We start from the raw sequence: 14511 nt of genomic DNA on the forward strand, positions 1-14511 counted from the left end.
GATGTTATCAGGTTGTACCCTCCCCCTCTTTAGCAAAGAGGGGTTAGGGGAGATTTGGCAGAATATACAGCGAAGTGAGAGAATGATAAGACAAGCGGTGCGTTTTTAGAGGAAATTTGCAAAATTCTTTATAAATCGCACCGCTTGCCAATGTATTTAATTATTTTTGCGTCATTCCTTTAACAGAGGAATGGTCATTATTAAGATTGTGATGGATACTAATCTTGTACAAAACTGGTTTATTCTTTATAACAATTCTTCTAGAATAAACCGATTTTTTTACAATATGAGTATGCTATGTCGAAATCTATTTGTATCATCACAGGTAGCACCTTAGGCGGTGCAGAGTATGTCGCTGATCATCTCAATGATGTACTCACCGAACAAGGCTATCAGGTTGAGTTATTTAACCAAGCCGAATTATCCGATATTCAACATCAAACTTCCCTTTTAGTCGTAACATCCACACACGGTGCTGGGGAATTGCCCGAAAATATCCAGCCACTTTTCCAACAACTTACCGAAAGTAATCTTGATTTCAGCCAAATGAAATTTGGCGTGATTGGATTAGGTAGCTCCGATTACGACACTTTCTGCAACGCAGTGAATATTGTGGAAGAGGCGTTAAGCTCTCTCGGTGCAACGCAAGTGTGCGAATCTTTACGCATTGATGTCGTAAACGATTTTGACCACGATGGCAGTGCTGAAGCGTGGTTACCAAACTTTGTTGAGAAACTATAAATGAAAATCGGATTAGTACTAGAAGGTGGAGCAATGCGGGGAATGTTCACCGCAGGGGTGCTTGATGTTTTCTTAGATGAACAAGTTAAAATTGATAGTATTGTGAGTGTTTCTGCTGGTGCGTTGTTTGGGGCGAATTTCCCATCGCAACAAAAAGGTAGAGCTTTACGATATAACAAACAGTTTTTAAATGATAAACGTTATATCAGTTTACAAAGCTGGCTGACAACAGGTAATGTTGTGAATAAGGAATTTGCATTTTATGACGTGCCTTTTAAGTATGATCCTTTTGATAATGAACGCTTTAAGCAATCAGGCATTGATTTCTATGCAACCGTAACTAATGTGGTTACAGGAAAAGCAGAATATATCAAAATTGACGATCCTTTTGGTCAAATGGAAGCACTGAGAGCAACATCAGCAATGCCTTATGTTTCTAGAGTGGTCGAATACAACAATCAACTTTATTTAGATGGTGGTATCGCTGATTCTATTCCGATAGAAAAATGCCAAGCGTTAGGTGTGGATAAAATGATTGTGATATTGACTCGCCCATTGGAATACCGCAAAACACCATCGAATAAATTGATGAGTAAACTCTTTTATTACCGCTATCCAAATTTAGCTCGCACGCTAGATAATCGTTATCAAGAATATAATCAAAAAGTAGAAAAAATCATTGAGTTAGAAAAACAGGGTAAAATTTTTGTGATTCGCCCCTCGCAAACTTTGGCGATTAAACGTATTGAAAAAGACCTTAGCAAAGTGCAAGCAATGTATGATCTTGGTGTATCTGATGCCAAGAACATAATGAGTAGGCTTAATCAATATTTATTGGGGGAATAATAATGGCAATCATTAAATTACAACTTGGTGGATTACATTGTAGCCACTGTGAAAAAAGCGTAAAAAATGCACTTGCAGACGTTGCTCGTGAAGTAAAAATCGACTTAACGACCCAAATTGCTGAAATTGATAGCGATGAAACCGCCGATAAGCTAATTGACCGTATTGAAGCTATCGGCTTTGATGCTAAAGAGATCTAAATGCCTAAAGAACAACAATTTTTGCTTTCTGGTTTGCATTGTGCCGCTTGTGTACATCGTGTCGAGAAAATGGTAGGAAAAATTCCTAATGTGGAGTTTGTTTCTGTTAATTTAGTCGATCAAACCGCTTTTATTGAAGGCAATGTTTGCCCACAAGAGATTATCCAAACCATCACCAAAATAGGTTTTGGAGCGGAATTACTTGAGAGTGAAGAAGCCCGCCGAGCTAAACAGCAAGCTCAAACTACTCAGTTATTGAGAACAAAAAAATGGCAATTTATCTTTTCTCTTGCTGTTGGAGCATTGTTAATGCTTTATGGAATGTTCACAGAGATGCACCTTACTCCCGAAAATCAGCCGATTTGGTTTGGTTGGGCGGTTGTGACTGCTTTGACGCTCTATATCAGTGGTAAGCATTTCTTCATAGGAGCTTGGACAAGCCTGAAAAATCACTCTGCAAATATGGATACGCTCATTACGGTAAGTACAGGGGTGGCGTGGCTTTATTCTTTTTATCTTACCTTAAACAGCCAATGGCATTCCCATCTATATTATGAAGCCAGTGTGATGGTTGTCGGTTTTGTGAATTTAGGTAAGTATTTAGAGTTAAAAGCCAAACAACGTTCTTCTTTTGCATTAGAGAAATTATTAGATTTAGCTCCGCAACAAGCGGTTGTTTTTGACGGAGAATTTGCAAAAAGTATTTCGGTAAAAGGCATAAAACCTGAAATGAGAATACAAGCCCTAGCAGGAGAACGCATAGCCGTAGATGGGCGTTTGGAACAAGGTGCTATTTGGGTTGATGAATCAATGCTAACAGGAGAAGCCTTACCCGTTGAAAAACATATTGGGGACAAAGTTCGAGCGGGTACGGTAGTGCAAGATGGTGCGGGTATTTATATTGCCGAACAAGTAGGTTCACAAACCGCTTTGGCTCGCATTATCAATGCAGTTCGCCACGCTCAATCAAGTAAGCCACCGTTAGCAAAATGGGTGGATAAAGTTGCCTCTATTTTTGTGCCTGTGGTTATATTGATTGCGTTATTGAGTGCAGCCATTTGGCTTTTGTTAGGTAAAGAGTTTCAATTTGCATTGTCGATTTTTACTACTGTATTGATTATCGCCTGCCCTTGTGCTTTGGGTTTGGCAATCCCTCTTTCAACCATTGCTGGCGTTGCTCGATCCGCTGAGTTTGGCGTATTAGTGCGTAATATTGATGCATTACAAGCCTGTAATGAGCTTGATACCTTGGTCTTTGATAAGACAGGGACGCTAACCACTGGTGAAATGGAAGTAATCAATATTGAAACCTTGAATGGTTTTGCTCAAACTGAGTTACTTAGTTTAGTAAAAAGTGTGGAACAGCAGGCTACTCACCCAATTGCTAAAGCAATCGTAAAATTTTGCGATAATCATACCGCTTTTGAAATTGAAAATAGGGAAATAGATAAGCTACAAATTATTAAAGGACAAGGGATTATTGCCACCTATCAACAGCAACAAATTAAAGTGGGTAACCAGCAATTTGTTAATTTTACAGCGAATCTGACCGCTTATTCCCCTGCAACAACCTTTGTTTTTGTGGCGATTGATGAACAAGTTGTCGGGATTATTCAGCTACAAGATCGCTTACGCTCTGAAAGCCAACAGCTTATTCAACAATTCCAACAGCAAGGCTATTATTGTGTAATGCTAACGGGAGATCGCCAAGTTACTGCGGAGTACTACGCTCAACAGCTTAGGGTAGATCAGGTTATTGCAGAAGTGCTACCCGAGCAAAAAGCTGAACAGATATTCAAATTACAGCAACAAGGCAGAAAAGTTGCGATGATTGGTGATGGTATCAATGACAGCCCAGCTCTCGCTCAAGCAAATGTGGGGATTGCGATGTATAACGGGAGTGAAATTGCAATTGAAACGGCGGATTTATCCTTAATGCGTACAGGTTTACAGCCCCTAGCAGAGATTTTACCTTTTTCTAAACGGGTAATGCGTAATATGAGGCAAAGTTTAGTTGGAGCGTTTATTTATAACGTTATCAGTATTCCTGTGGCGGCAGGCGTATTTTATTCTCTAACTGGTTGGCTACTTAACCCGATGCTTTCTGCGATTGCAATGACGCTTTCATCTATCACAGTGGTCTTAAATAGCCAACGTTTGTTGAAATGTACATATATAAAATAGTCAATCATCTTTTTATTGAAAATCATTGACTATCTTATGTAATGTTATCACTTAATATTCCACAATCTCTTCAAAATCTAACAATTCTGGTGAAAGAATAATTCCTGTCAGATCCGCATAGACATAGTCTTCAGGTAGGAAAGTTACGCCACCAAAATTGACAGGGGTATCAATTTCACCAATAGAGGTATCTTCTGCACCTACTGGGATTGGTGCTAGTGCTTGAATACCAATATCTAAGGTTTCTAGCACATCAATTTGGCGTACAGCACCATTGACAATAATGCCTTCCCAGCCGTTATCTACCGCAAGTTGAGCCAATTCCGCATCAATCAATGCTCGGCGAACAGCTCCACCACCATCAATTAATAAGACTCTGCCCTGACCGTCTTCTTCTAAAACTTCAGCAATTAAGCCATTACTTTCAAAACATTTTACTGTGGTAATTTTTCCGTAGAAGGTAGAGTTTCCTCCAAAGCTCGAAAAAATAGGCTCGACTACATCGACCTGATCGGAATAAATATCACAGAGTTGAGAGGTATCGACACGCATAGCGTCCTCCTTTTTATTATGAGTATTGGGGTTGAAGTATAAACCTTTGCAAAAAATTGAGCAAATCTAACCGCTTGTTTTTGTATCTTGATGTTCTCGATGAATTCGCCATAACATTCTTGCATCTAAATTAGATGAAGATATCATCGTCAAAAAGACCGCTGCGCCAAAATAGAACGCTGCATCGCCCACTGAAAAGCTAATAATTTGCCCACGCTCTACTAATGACATCATTAGTGCTAACACGAATAAATCCAACATCGACCAACGTCCCACAAAATGAACATAGTGCAGTAGCTTCATTTGCCAATGAATTGGGTGCTTCCAACGGAAATGGATAGCAAGTAATAAATATAAAATCACACCTACTTTGCTAAATGGTACTGCAATACTCGCAATAAATACGATTGCCGCTACTGTATAACTACCCATTGAGATAAATAATAACACACCGCTAATTAGCGAGTCTGCGGAAGTTGAACCTGCAAACTCGGTTGATGAGATGGGTAAAATATTCGCAGGGATCATCATAATCACCCCTGCAACAAGTGTTGCCCAGACACGTTGTAATTTCACACTATCAGAAATTGCTAAGTTAGTTTCACAGCGTGGGCAACGTTGTCGTCCTTTTTTATCGACAATATTTTCATCAAAAGTGTAATCACATTCGGGGCAAAGTGTTGGCTGTGATGGGTGATCGGGGGAAAGCGAGTGATATTCAGGGTAAAATTCATTCCACAATCGCTTCGGATCAATTTTGATAAACAATAGAATCGTCAGAACAGTAGTTAATACAAAAGGAAGTAAATAAATATCAAAAGAAAGCGGAGCATATTCACGCACTTTAAATGCTGCAACCGCTAGAGCAACCAAATAAACATCAAGCATTACCCACTGTTTTGCTTTTTTGAGAAAAATCAGGGTGTAGCGAGGACGATGACCTAATAAACGTTGTAAACGTAACGAAATCACTAATAATGCAAAAGAGATAGGCATTATTACTGAACAGATTAGGATCATAAATGCGGTATAAGGAAAGCCAGACGTTGCCATCTTCCATACACCGCCCCATACTGATGCATAAATAGGTACACCTAGTAGATCGATATTCATCAACGGGAATAGTAGGGCAAAAGGTAATAAGATCAAAATAGAGATCGCAATAATCGTACAACGTCTTAGCCCCCAACGATTGCCAGATTGCAAGACTTCATCACAATTTGGGCAACAAGCGGTCTGATTGTGCAGATTTTTTGCAATATTCACAACCGTATCGCATTCTAAGCAACGTTGTAAGTAATGTTCTTCTTTTTTCATTTCATTAGAGCTTTAGCAACAGGAGCAAAACTTTTACGATGGAAAGGAGTTACTCCCAATTCGGCTAATTTTTCAAAATGTAATTTGGTTGGATAACCTTTATGCTGTGCAAAACCATATTCAGGATAACGTTGATCGAGTTCATCCATTTCTGCATCTCTTGCTACTTTCGCAAGAATAGATGCAGCACTGATTTCAGTTACCAAGCTATCGCCTTTAACCACCGCTTGAGCAGGCATTGTTAATGGCGGAATACGATTGCCATCAACCAATACAAAATCAGGCTGGATCGCCAATCCTGCCACCGCCCGTTGCATTGCTAACATTGTTGCGTGCAAAATATTGAGTTGGTCGATTTCGTCAGGTTCCGCACGCCCTAATGACCAACAGAGTGCTTTTTGTTTAATTTCTTCGGCTAAGGCTATTCGGCGTTTTTCAGATAATTTCTTAGAATCAGCTAACCCTGTAATAGGATTATTGGGGTCGAGAATCACCGCAGCAGTAACGACCGCTCCAACCAAAGGCCCACGTCCTACTTCATCAACACCAGCAATAAGTGTCGCTTGTGGATAGACAAAATCGCTCATTATTTTTCTTCCAAAGAATATGGCAACGGAGCGATTGAGAGCATTACATTACCAAGGCGGAACACGCTATCTACTTCAACCTCTTTATTCATTACCACTTGCACCCAAAGTTGTCCTTGATATTGCTGAGCGGCTAAAATTGTGCCTGTGGATTTCCAGTTTTGTTCAATTTGCATCTCAACACTTGAACTAATTTCTGGTAACGTGATTTCACCTTGAGCATTACCCACTAATGTGAATAGTGCTCGTTTATTTGCCCCACGATATTTTGCTCTTGCGACTGTTTCTTGCCCGATATAGCACCCTTTTGTAAAGGAGATTGCTTGATCAAGTTGCTGTAAATTTGTGGCTTGTGGTATCAATTCAAACTGATTTGCTTTATACAATAAAGGAATACCTTGTTGAATATCGAGCAAATCCCAATCGCTACCTTTCCCTGTGGTTTCTAAGGTTAAATTACCCCATAACAGATAGCGAGTCGGCTCAGTTGATATGCGACAAGCGGTTACATTTTCGTGAAATTTTGCAAAAATCTCACCGCTTGTTGTGCCATAAATCGCGTCCTCTGTTTCCGTAAAAGTTACTTTAGAAAATACAGCATATTTTTTTAATTGCACCAAGGCTTCAGGTAACAAATCGACTGGCATTATCGCCACAAATTTTGTTGCAGATTGACGGAATAAGCGGAACAGAGCACTCATTTTACCCTTAGGATCACAATGGCAAGTTAAGGTTTGTTCGCCTTCTGCAAGTTTTGTTACATCGCAAGTTAATTGACCTTGTAAATATTTTTCAGCATCTGCACCTTCAATATCAATAATACGATATTGTTCAAGTTTGACGCATAAATCAGGTTGGAATGTAGTAATTAAAGAAAATGTTTCGCTCATATTTTGCTCTTTTTTCTTGAATAAATTTGATGGAAATCATACAACGATTTTGATCAGACAACAAATGTTGCGTTTTTGATAGATATAAAAAACGGTAGGTTTCCCTACCGCTCTCTGTTATGTAGTTTACTATTTACCTAAGTTATCGAAGAATTTTTTCACGCCATCAAAAAAACCTTGATGTTTCGGGCGGTTTTTACCTGTTCCTTCTAAACTTTCTTCTAATTTACGCAGTAATTCTTTCTGCTCTTCATTGAGTGAAACTGGAGTTTCAATAATGACTTTGCAGATTAAATCCCCTGCATAGCCCCCCCTTGGAGAAGACACACCTTTGCCACGCACGCGGAAGAGCTTCCCTGTTTGCGTTTCAGCTGGGATTTTTAATTTCACTCTGCCATCTAAAGTTGGCACTTCGATCTCGCCACCTAATGCAGCCATTGTGAAACTAATCGGTACTTCGCAATAGAGATTTGAGCCATCACGCACAAAAATATCGTGTTCTTTAACGTGGATAACCACATATAAATCGCCAGCTGGTGCGCCATTTTCACCCGCTGCCCCTTCGCCCGATAAGCGTAATTGATTGCCTGTATCCACACCTGGTGGAATAGTAACAGAGAGATTTTTGGTCTTATGCACACGTCCATCACCGTGACACGATTTACAAGGTTTCTCGATTTTTTTACCTGTACCGTGGCAAGTTGGACAGGTTTGTTCTGTCATAAAGAAACCTTGCTGACGGCGAATACGTCCTGAACCGTGGCAGCTTGGACAGGTTTCTACTTTGCTTCCAGCTTCTGCACCGCTACCGTGACAAGAATCACATTCTGCAAGTGTTTGAATACGAATATCTTTTTTTACACCACGAACGGCTTCTTCAAGGGTGATTTCAAGGTTATATTGTAAGTCATCGCCACGCACAACACGCTGACGACCACGTCCGCCACCGCCAAAGCCACCACCAAACATTTCGCTGAAAATATCTTCAAAGCCACCAAAACCGCCACCACCAAATCCGCCGAAGCCACCGCCTCCGCCAAATCCACCTTGTTCAAAGGCTTGATGACCGTATTGGTCGTACATCGCACGTTTTTCGCTGTCGCCTAACACTTCGTAGGCTTCTTTGATCTCTTTGAATTTTTCTTCCGCTTCTTTACTGCCTTGGTTTTTATCGGGGTGATGTTTTGCTGCCAAACGCTTATAAGCACGTTTGATCTCTTGCTCACTTGCCCCTTTGCTTAATCCAAGGACTTCATAATAATCACGTTTTGACATAAATCTTCCGTTTTAAATTTTAAAATTTTGCTGAAATTTGACCGCTTGTATAAATAATTCTGCCCCCGTTTACGGGGGAAGTACCGCCAAAGGCGGGGTAGGGGGCAAACAAGTGGTGTGTTTTGCACAAAATTTTGTAAATTCCCCCTTCGGTTTCGCTACGCTCAACCACTTCCCCCGCAAGCGGGGGCAGAATTTGTGCTAACAATGAGCCATAATCGACACAAACACATCAACCTTTCCGTCTGGCTGATATTGTTCAAAATCAACTGTAAAAGCTCGTCTTAATAAACCTTGTTTTCCTTTGCGATTGATACTTTCCCACGTTTCGCCAAGTAACTCAACTTTGGTGCTGAATTTTTCGTACCAGGTTAAATCTTCAATCATAATTGGCATATTTTGATTTGGCGTTTCTGTTGCAATCGCAAAATCATAACCTTGTTCGGTATAGTTGAAATAAACCCCATAACATTGACTATTTTCAGGTAATCCAACCGATTGCCAAAGTTGTTGAAAATCTTCGCTTGTTGCGGTTTGGTCAAATGTTTTAGCCATAATTGGGTAGAGTTTCATTTCAGATCCGCTGTAAAGTTTTGATGGAATATAACCGCTTGTTATTGAGCATCTTCCAATGAAAATACCTGTTTTTTCAGAATTTCGTTAATTTGTGTACGGCTTAACCCCGTATCAATTAAAGTTTGCTCCAACACCAGTAATTGTTTTTCAAATCTTTCTCGAGCCTTATGTACGTTATAAGCAATAAAATCTGCATTCAGATCACTTTCAATACGATAAAACTTGATATTCGATACACAAGGATAAAACCACTTAAATTTGGCTGTTAATTCTTGAATAGCAATGGTACCGTGAGCTTCACTAATACCTTCATTACCCAAATAGACGCTACCCTGTAAATTTTCAAAGCCGTGCTGTTTTAGTACATTACGAATATCGTAATAAGCATTATTATAAGTATTGCCGTGATAATTTTCTTTCAGGCAATTAGTATCCATATCAAAGGTGATTAGGTATCTGCTCATTTCAGACCTCATTCCCAAATCTCCCCTCACCCCTCTTTGCTAAAGAGGGGGATAAGATCTTTAATAATCAAAAGATCTTAGCGGATAAATTCTTAATTGAAAAATAGACCAATGTATTGGATATTTTATCGATCAAGTTCCCCTCTTTAGCAAAGAGGGGCTAGAGGAGATTTGGTTGCAATTTTAAATCGTATATAAGCCAAAGGGGCGTTTAGTACGCCCCTATAATCATTCAGACAAATTACTTATTGTCTTTCACTTCTTCAAACTCAGCATCCACTACGCCATCATCTTTTTGGCTTTGTTGGGCTTGTTGCTGACCTTGTTGAGCTTGTGCTTGACCTGCTTGGATAAGTGGCTCAGACACTTTCACTAAAGCTTCGATTTTCGCTTCGATGTCTGCTTTATCTTCGCCTTTTGCTGCTTTCTCAAGCTCTGCAACGGCTTCTTCGATCTTCGCTTTATCATCTGCATTTAACGCATCACCAGCTTCAGTGATTTGTTTACGCGTTGAGTGAACAATCGCGTCAGCTTGGTTGCGAGTTTGGACTAACTCTTCAAATTTACGGTCTGCTTCTGCGTTTGCTTCTGCATCACGAACCATTTGCTCAACTTCAGCATCACTTAAACCAGAAGATGCTTTGATTGTGATTTTTTGCTCTTTACCTGTGTTCTTATCTTTCGCTGACACGTGTAAGATACCATCTGCGTCAATATCGAATGTCACTTCAATTTGTGGCATTCCGCGTGGTGCAGGTTGGATACCGTCTAGGTTAAATTGACCTAGCGATTTGTTATCACTTGCACGTTTACGTTCACCTTGTAATACGTGGATAGTTACCGCACTTTGGTTATCTTCCGCTGTTGAGAACACTTGGCTATGTTTCGTTGGGATTGTAGTATTTTTCTCAATAAGTTTTGTCATTACGCTACCCATTGTTTCAATACCTAATGATAACGGTGTTACGTCTAATAAAAGAACGTCCGTTACATCACCCGCTAAAACACCACCTTGTACAGCTGCACCGATTGCAACTGCTTCATCTGGGTTTACATCTTTACGTGGTTCTTTACCGAAGAATTCAGCCACTTTTTGTTGCACTAATGGCATACGAGTTTGACCACCCACTAAAATCACATCGTTGATTTCAGATACCGACAATCCAGCGTCTGCTAATGCGACTTTTACTGGCTCTAATGAGCGAGCAACTAAATCTTCAACAAGTGCTTCTAATTTTGCACGAGTTACAGTTAATACTAAGTGTTTAGGGCCTGTTGCATCTGCGGTAATGTACGGTAAGTTTACTTCCGTAGATTGTGCTGATGAAAGCTCAATTTTCGCTTTTTCTGCTGCCTCTTTCACACGTTGCATTGCCATTGAGTCGTTGCGTAAATCAACACCTTGTTCTTTTTTGAACTCTTCTACTAAGTAGTTGATTAAACGGTTATCAAAGTCTTCACCACCTAAGTGAGTATCACCGTTGGTTGCACGCACTTCAAAGGTTTGCTCGCCATCAAAGTTATCAATTTCGATAATAGATAAGTCGAATGTACCACCACCTAAGTCGTAAACTGCAATGATTTGGTTCTCTTTTTTAGAGTCTAAACCATATGCTAATGCTGCTGCTGTTGGTTCGTTGATGATACGTTTTACTTCTAAACCTGCGATACGACCAGCATCTTTAGTTGCTTGACGTTGTGCATCGTTAAAATATGCTGGTACTGTAATTACGGCTTCAGTTACTGGCTCGCCTAAGAAATCTTCTGCAGTTTTTTTCATTTTTTTCAATACTTCCGCAGAAATTTGTGGTGGTGCCATTTTTTCGCCTTTTACCGTTACCCACGCATCGCCATTGTCAGCTTTACTGATTTCAAATGGCATAATTTCAATATCACGTTGTACTTCAGCATCTTCAAAACGACGACCGATTAAACGTTTGATTGCAAATAGTGTATTTTTTGGGTTTGTGATTGCCTGACGTTTTGCAGGCTGACCAACTAGGGTTTCTTTGTCGGTATAAGCAATAATTGATGGTGTTGTGCGTGCACCTTCTGCATTTTCAAGCACGCGTGGTTTATCGCCGTCCATTACTGCTACACAAGAGTTGGTTGTACCTAAGTCAATACCAATAATTTTTCCCATTTTTAATTCTCCAAATAAATTTGTATGTTCGTTAAAGTTAGCTACAAGATAGGGTTACTTCGCTACATTTCAAGCCAACTTAAAAGATTTTTTCAAAAATAAACGGGAAGTGCTTTGACGTTCCCGCTCAGACGAAACAATAAATAGAGATAAATTTGATAGTTTCAAGGGTTGATATGAAAAATTTTTTCAAAAATTTGATAAACAGGGCGAGTTAAATGAAATAAGCGGTAAAATTAGGGGATTTTGTTTATATCCCCTTTAATCAATCAGCCCTTATTGAATAATGGCTGCCACCATTGTTGGTTTTGAATATACCAATCCACCGTTTTAGCTAAACCTGTTTCAAAAGTTTCTTCGGGTTTCCAACCTAGCCCCTGCTGAATTTTGCTTGCATCTATTGCATAACGCTTGTCGTGTCCTGCCCGATCTGCAACAAACGTAATCAACTGATTAAAATCATCAATGTCGGCAATGCACTCTTGATAAGCGGTTAGTTTCCCTTGTTTTTTTGCAAAATTGAGCAACGAACAGACCGCTTGTACGACATCAATATTCCGTTTTTCATTACCTCCGCCAATGTTGTAACTTTCCCCAATTTTTCCTGAGATAAACACCTGATAAAGGGCTTTAACGTGATCATCAACAAATAACCAATCTCGAATTTGATCCCCTTTGCCATAAATCGGCAAAGGCTTGGCGTGTAACGCATTTAAAATCACTAATGGAATTAACTTTTCAGGATAATGATAATAACCATAATTATTGGAACAGTTAGTAATAATAGTAGGCAGCCCGTAAGTTCGATACCACGCTCGAACTAAATGATCGCTCGCTGCCTTTGATGCCGAGTATGGACTACTTGGAGCATAAGGTGTTTTTTCGGTAAAAAGGGTTTGTTTATCATCCAAATCTCCAAATACTTCATCGGTTGAAATATGAATAAACCGAAATTGACTTCTTTTCGCTTCATTTAGTTGTTGGAAATAATGACGACTACATTCTAATAGCGTGAAAGTCCCAACAATATTGCTATCAATAAAGGCTTTTGCACTGTCAATTGAACGATCAACGTGGCTCTCTGCCGCAAGATGAAAAATAGCATCGGGCTGATATTTGCAAAAAAGGGAAGAAATCTGACCGCTATCAGTAATATCAACCTGTTCAAAATAGTAACGTGAGCTATGGCTAACTGCTTCAAGGGAGGATAAATTCCCAGCATAAGTAAGCTTATCAATGTTTACTATGTTATGCCCAGTTTGCTCAATTAAATAGCGAATTAACGCTGAACCAATAAAGCCTGCACCGCCTGTTACGAAAATGGTTTTCATCAATTATCCTGCTAGTTGTGAATTTTTATTTACTCAATGCTTATATAAGATGAATTTGAAAATTTATACTATAATAGTGTTCAAGATTTTTGACACTAGGTGAATAAATGTTCTCATCATATGCTAAAAAGAGTAAAGTCTCATTAACATTTCTTATTAATGTTTTGGTTTTCTTGTTTTATACGACATTACTTATTACACAAAAGAGCTATAACTACGCTTCTATGGCTTTGGCGGTAATTGCTCTATTTGTTGTGTTATACCGGTTATTTTATACAAAACAAAGAATTCCCGTTTATCAATATGATAAAAAAATAATATATGCTTTTATAGCTTATTTTTGTACTATTGCTTTATCTGTATTTATTACAAATGATGGTTTAAGAGAAATTGATAACCCAAGCAGAGTATTACTGTTTATTCCACTCATTTTACTATTTTCAACCTTGCCTATTAAAATAAATACGGTTTTATATGCCATTCCAACAGGTTCTGCCATTATTGGGCTTACGGCTGCTATCCAAATACTGATTTTAGGGCAGGAAAAGCCATTCCCTGATCATATGCATATTCAAGCAGGAAATATTTCCGTCACACTGGCAATGATGAGCTTGGCGATCTCGATCTACTGGGGAATAAAGAAACAGTATAACTTGATGTTGATGTGTTTTATTTGTGCAAGCCTTGGTATGTTAGCAAGTGCTTTTTCTGGGGCTCGTGGCGGATGGGTTGGTTTACCTGCTATTCTTGCCATTATTCTATTCTTTTCATACAAAAACCTGAATAAAAAGCTGACGTTAGGGATTACCTTTATATTATCAATTATGATTTCAGGTATAGTTATTAGCCCGAAAACGAATGTTCTTAACCGTATTCAGCTTGCTCAAGCAGAGGTTATTAATTATTTTGAACATAATGAACGTTCTTCATCGCTTGGTGCAAGATTTGATATGTGGAATAGTGCGATTTTAGGTATTCAACAAAAGCCACTATTTGGTTGGGGAAAAAATGGTTATGTTGAACTGAAAAGATCACAATTAGAACAAAGTATTATAGCAGAAGGTACGCTAAAATTTAATGATGCTCACAATCAATATTTAGATACAACGGTAAAAAGAGGAGCGTTAGGTTTATTAGGACTTTTAGCTGTTATTCTAATTCCATTGGTATATTTCATCAGTTCTATAAGAAATACTAGCCTAGAAATAAAAACAGTTGCATTGTTAGGAATTATTCATATTGTATCGACACTTTTTTTCTCTACTAGCCAAACATTTTTGGCTCATAACTCTGGAACTGTATTTTATTTTGTAAGTGTAGTGATACTATATGGAACAATAAAATCACTAAAAAAATAATTTATTTGCTATAAGGTGGACTTTAGTCCACCACAGACCGCTGACAA

At 39.0% G+C, this 14511-nt stretch carries 14 protein-coding genes; 5 read left to right on the plus strand and 9 right to left on the minus strand.

The genetic code is table 11. The features are described 5' to 3' along the window. The first annotated feature begins 297 nt into the window (after positions 1 to 297). From mioC to A1D25_RS10315, 4 genes are read left to right on the plus strand one after another with little or no spacing between them, the layout of a single operon-like run. On the plus strand, positions 298 to 741 hold the full coding sequence (mioC, locus tag A1D25_RS10300) for an FMN-binding protein MioC (protein ID WP_157395588.1): 444 nt from the start codon (positions 298 to 300) through the stop codon (positions 739 to 741). Next, on the plus strand, positions 742 to 1587 hold the full coding sequence (locus A1D25_RS10305; RefSeq protein ID WP_157395589.1) for a patatin-like phospholipase family protein: 846 nt from the start codon (positions 742 to 744) through the stop codon (positions 1585 to 1587). 2 nt (positions 1588 to 1589) lie between these two features. Next, positions 1590 to 1787, plus strand: coding sequence for a heavy-metal-associated domain-containing protein (locus A1D25_RS10310; RefSeq protein WP_157395590.1), 198 nt, complete (start codon positions 1590 to 1592; stop codon positions 1785 to 1787). After that, a complete protein-coding gene (locus A1D25_RS10315; RefSeq protein ID WP_157395591.1) occupies positions 1788 to 3971 on the plus strand; it encodes a heavy metal translocating P-type ATPase in 2184 nt (727 codons plus the stop codon). It begins immediately after the preceding gene. A gap of 51 nt (positions 3972 to 4022) precedes the next feature. Here A1D25_RS10315 and rraA read toward each other — a convergent pair whose 3' ends face one another. The 9 genes from rraA to rfbB all read right to left on the minus strand — a co-directional run bounded on the left by rraA (position 4023) and on the right by rfbB (position 13106). After that, a complete protein-coding gene (gene rraA, locus A1D25_RS10320; RefSeq protein ID WP_157395592.1) occupies positions 4023 to 4523 on the minus strand; it encodes a ribonuclease E activity regulator RraA in 501 nt (166 codons plus the stop codon). 66 nt (positions 4524 to 4589) lie between these two features. After that, positions 4590 to 5840 carry a paraquat-inducible protein A gene (locus tag A1D25_RS10325; RefSeq protein WP_157395593.1) on the minus strand — a complete coding sequence of 417 codons (1251 nt, stop codon included), beginning with the start codon at positions 5838 to 5840 and terminating at the stop codon, positions 4590 to 4592. Next, positions 5837 to 6427 carry a ribonuclease HII gene (gene rnhB, locus A1D25_RS10330; RefSeq protein ID WP_157395594.1) on the minus strand — a complete coding sequence of 197 codons (591 nt, stop codon included), beginning with the start codon at positions 6425 to 6427 and terminating at the stop codon, positions 5837 to 5839. The genes A1D25_RS10325 and rnhB overlap by 4 nt, the downstream gene beginning before the upstream one ends. Beyond that, positions 6427 to 7317 carry a CAF17-like 4Fe-4S cluster assembly/insertion protein YgfZ gene (ygfZ, locus tag A1D25_RS10335; RefSeq protein WP_157395595.1) on the minus strand — a complete coding sequence of 297 codons (891 nt, stop codon included), beginning with the start codon at positions 7315 to 7317 and terminating at the stop codon, positions 6427 to 6429. Before ygfZ ends, rnhB begins: the two co-directional genes overlap by 1 nt. Before the next feature lie 129 nt (positions 7318 to 7446). Beyond that, the gene (gene dnaJ / locus A1D25_RS10340) at positions 7447 to 8592 is read right to left on the minus strand and encodes a molecular chaperone DnaJ (protein WP_157395596.1); all 1146 of its coding nucleotides are present in this window, start codon (positions 8590 to 8592) and stop codon (positions 7447 to 7449) included. Between the two features lie 201 nt (positions 8593 to 8793). After that, positions 8794 to 9165, minus strand: a complete 372-nt coding sequence (locus A1D25_RS10345) for an AraC family transcriptional regulator (RefSeq protein ID WP_157395597.1) — start codon at positions 9163 to 9165, stop codon at positions 8794 to 8796. A 41-nt stretch (positions 9166 to 9206) separates the two neighbouring features. Next, positions 9207 to 9632: a VapD gene (locus A1D25_RS10350; protein WP_157395598.1), complete on the minus strand. Its 426-nt coding sequence runs from the start codon at positions 9630 to 9632 to the stop codon at positions 9207 to 9209. A 241-nt stretch (positions 9633 to 9873) separates the two neighbouring features. Further along, positions 9874 to 11775, minus strand: a complete 1902-nt coding sequence (dnaK, locus tag A1D25_RS10355) for a molecular chaperone DnaK (protein WP_157395599.1) — start codon at positions 11773 to 11775, stop codon at positions 9874 to 9876. Positions 11776 to 12044: 269 nt separating this feature from the next. After that, complete coding sequence (rfbB, locus tag A1D25_RS10360) at positions 12045 to 13106, minus strand: dTDP-glucose 4,6-dehydratase (RefSeq protein WP_157395600.1); 1062 nt, start codon at positions 13104 to 13106, stop codon at positions 12045 to 12047. Between the two features lie 107 nt (positions 13107 to 13213). On the opposite strand from rfbB, the gene A1D25_RS10365 reads away from it, so the two are divergent. After that, positions 13214 to 14464, plus strand: coding sequence for an O-antigen ligase family protein (locus A1D25_RS10365; RefSeq protein ID WP_157395601.1), 1251 nt, complete (start codon positions 13214 to 13216; stop codon positions 14462 to 14464). Positions 14465 to 14511 lie beyond the last annotated feature (47 nt).

It is taken from the genome of Ursidibacter arcticus (genome assembly GCF_009761375.1).
Taxonomy (GTDB): Bacteria; Pseudomonadota; Gammaproteobacteria; order Enterobacterales; family Pasteurellaceae; genus Ursidibacter; species Ursidibacter arcticus.

Bases quoted from the DNA above. Each gene is read 5' to 3' on its own strand.
- mioC (WP_157395588.1), top strand. From the start codon at position 298: ATGTCGAAATCTATTTGTATCATCACAGGTAGCACCTTAGGCGGTGCA.
- A1D25_RS10305 (WP_157395589.1), top strand. From the start codon at position 742: ATGAAAATCGGATTAGTACTAGAAGGTGGAGCAATGCGGGGAATGTTC.
- A1D25_RS10310 (WP_157395590.1), top strand. From the start codon at position 1,590: ATGGCAATCATTAAATTACAACTTGGTGGATTACATTGTAGCCACTGT.
- A1D25_RS10315 (WP_157395591.1), top strand. From the start codon at position 1,788: ATGCCTAAAGAACAACAATTTTTGCTTTCTGGTTTGCATTGTGCCGCT.
- rraA (WP_157395592.1), bottom strand. From the start codon at position 4,523: ATGCGTGTCGATACCTCTCAACTCTGTGATATTTATTCCGATCAGGTC.
- A1D25_RS10325 (WP_157395593.1), bottom strand. From the start codon at position 5,840: ATGAAAAAAGAAGAACATTACTTACAACGTTGCTTAGAATGCGATACG.
- rnhB (WP_157395594.1), bottom strand. From the start codon at position 6,427: ATGAGCGATTTTGTCTATCCACAAGCGACACTTATTGCTGGTGTTGAT.
- ygfZ (WP_157395595.1), bottom strand. From the start codon at position 7,317: ATGAGCGAAACATTTTCTTTAATTACTACATTCCAACCTGATTTATGC.
- dnaJ (WP_157395596.1), bottom strand. From the start codon at position 8,592: ATGTCAAAACGTGATTATTATGAAGTCCTTGGATTAAGCAAAGGGGCA.
- A1D25_RS10345 (WP_157395597.1), bottom strand. From the start codon at position 9,165: ATGAAACTCTACCCAATTATGGCTAAAACATTTGACCAAACCGCAACA.
- A1D25_RS10350 (WP_157395598.1), bottom strand. From the start codon at position 9,632: ATGAGCAGATACCTAATCACCTTTGATATGGATACTAATTGCCTGAAA.
- dnaK (WP_157395599.1), bottom strand. From the start codon at position 11,775: ATGGGAAAAATTATTGGTATTGACTTAGGTACAACCAACTCTTGTGTA.
- rfbB (WP_157395600.1), bottom strand. From the start codon at position 13,106: ATGAAAACCATTTTCGTAACAGGCGGTGCAGGCTTTATTGGTTCAGCG.
- A1D25_RS10365 (WP_157395601.1), top strand. From the start codon at position 13,214: ATGTTCTCATCATATGCTAAAAAGAGTAAAGTCTCATTAACATTTCTT.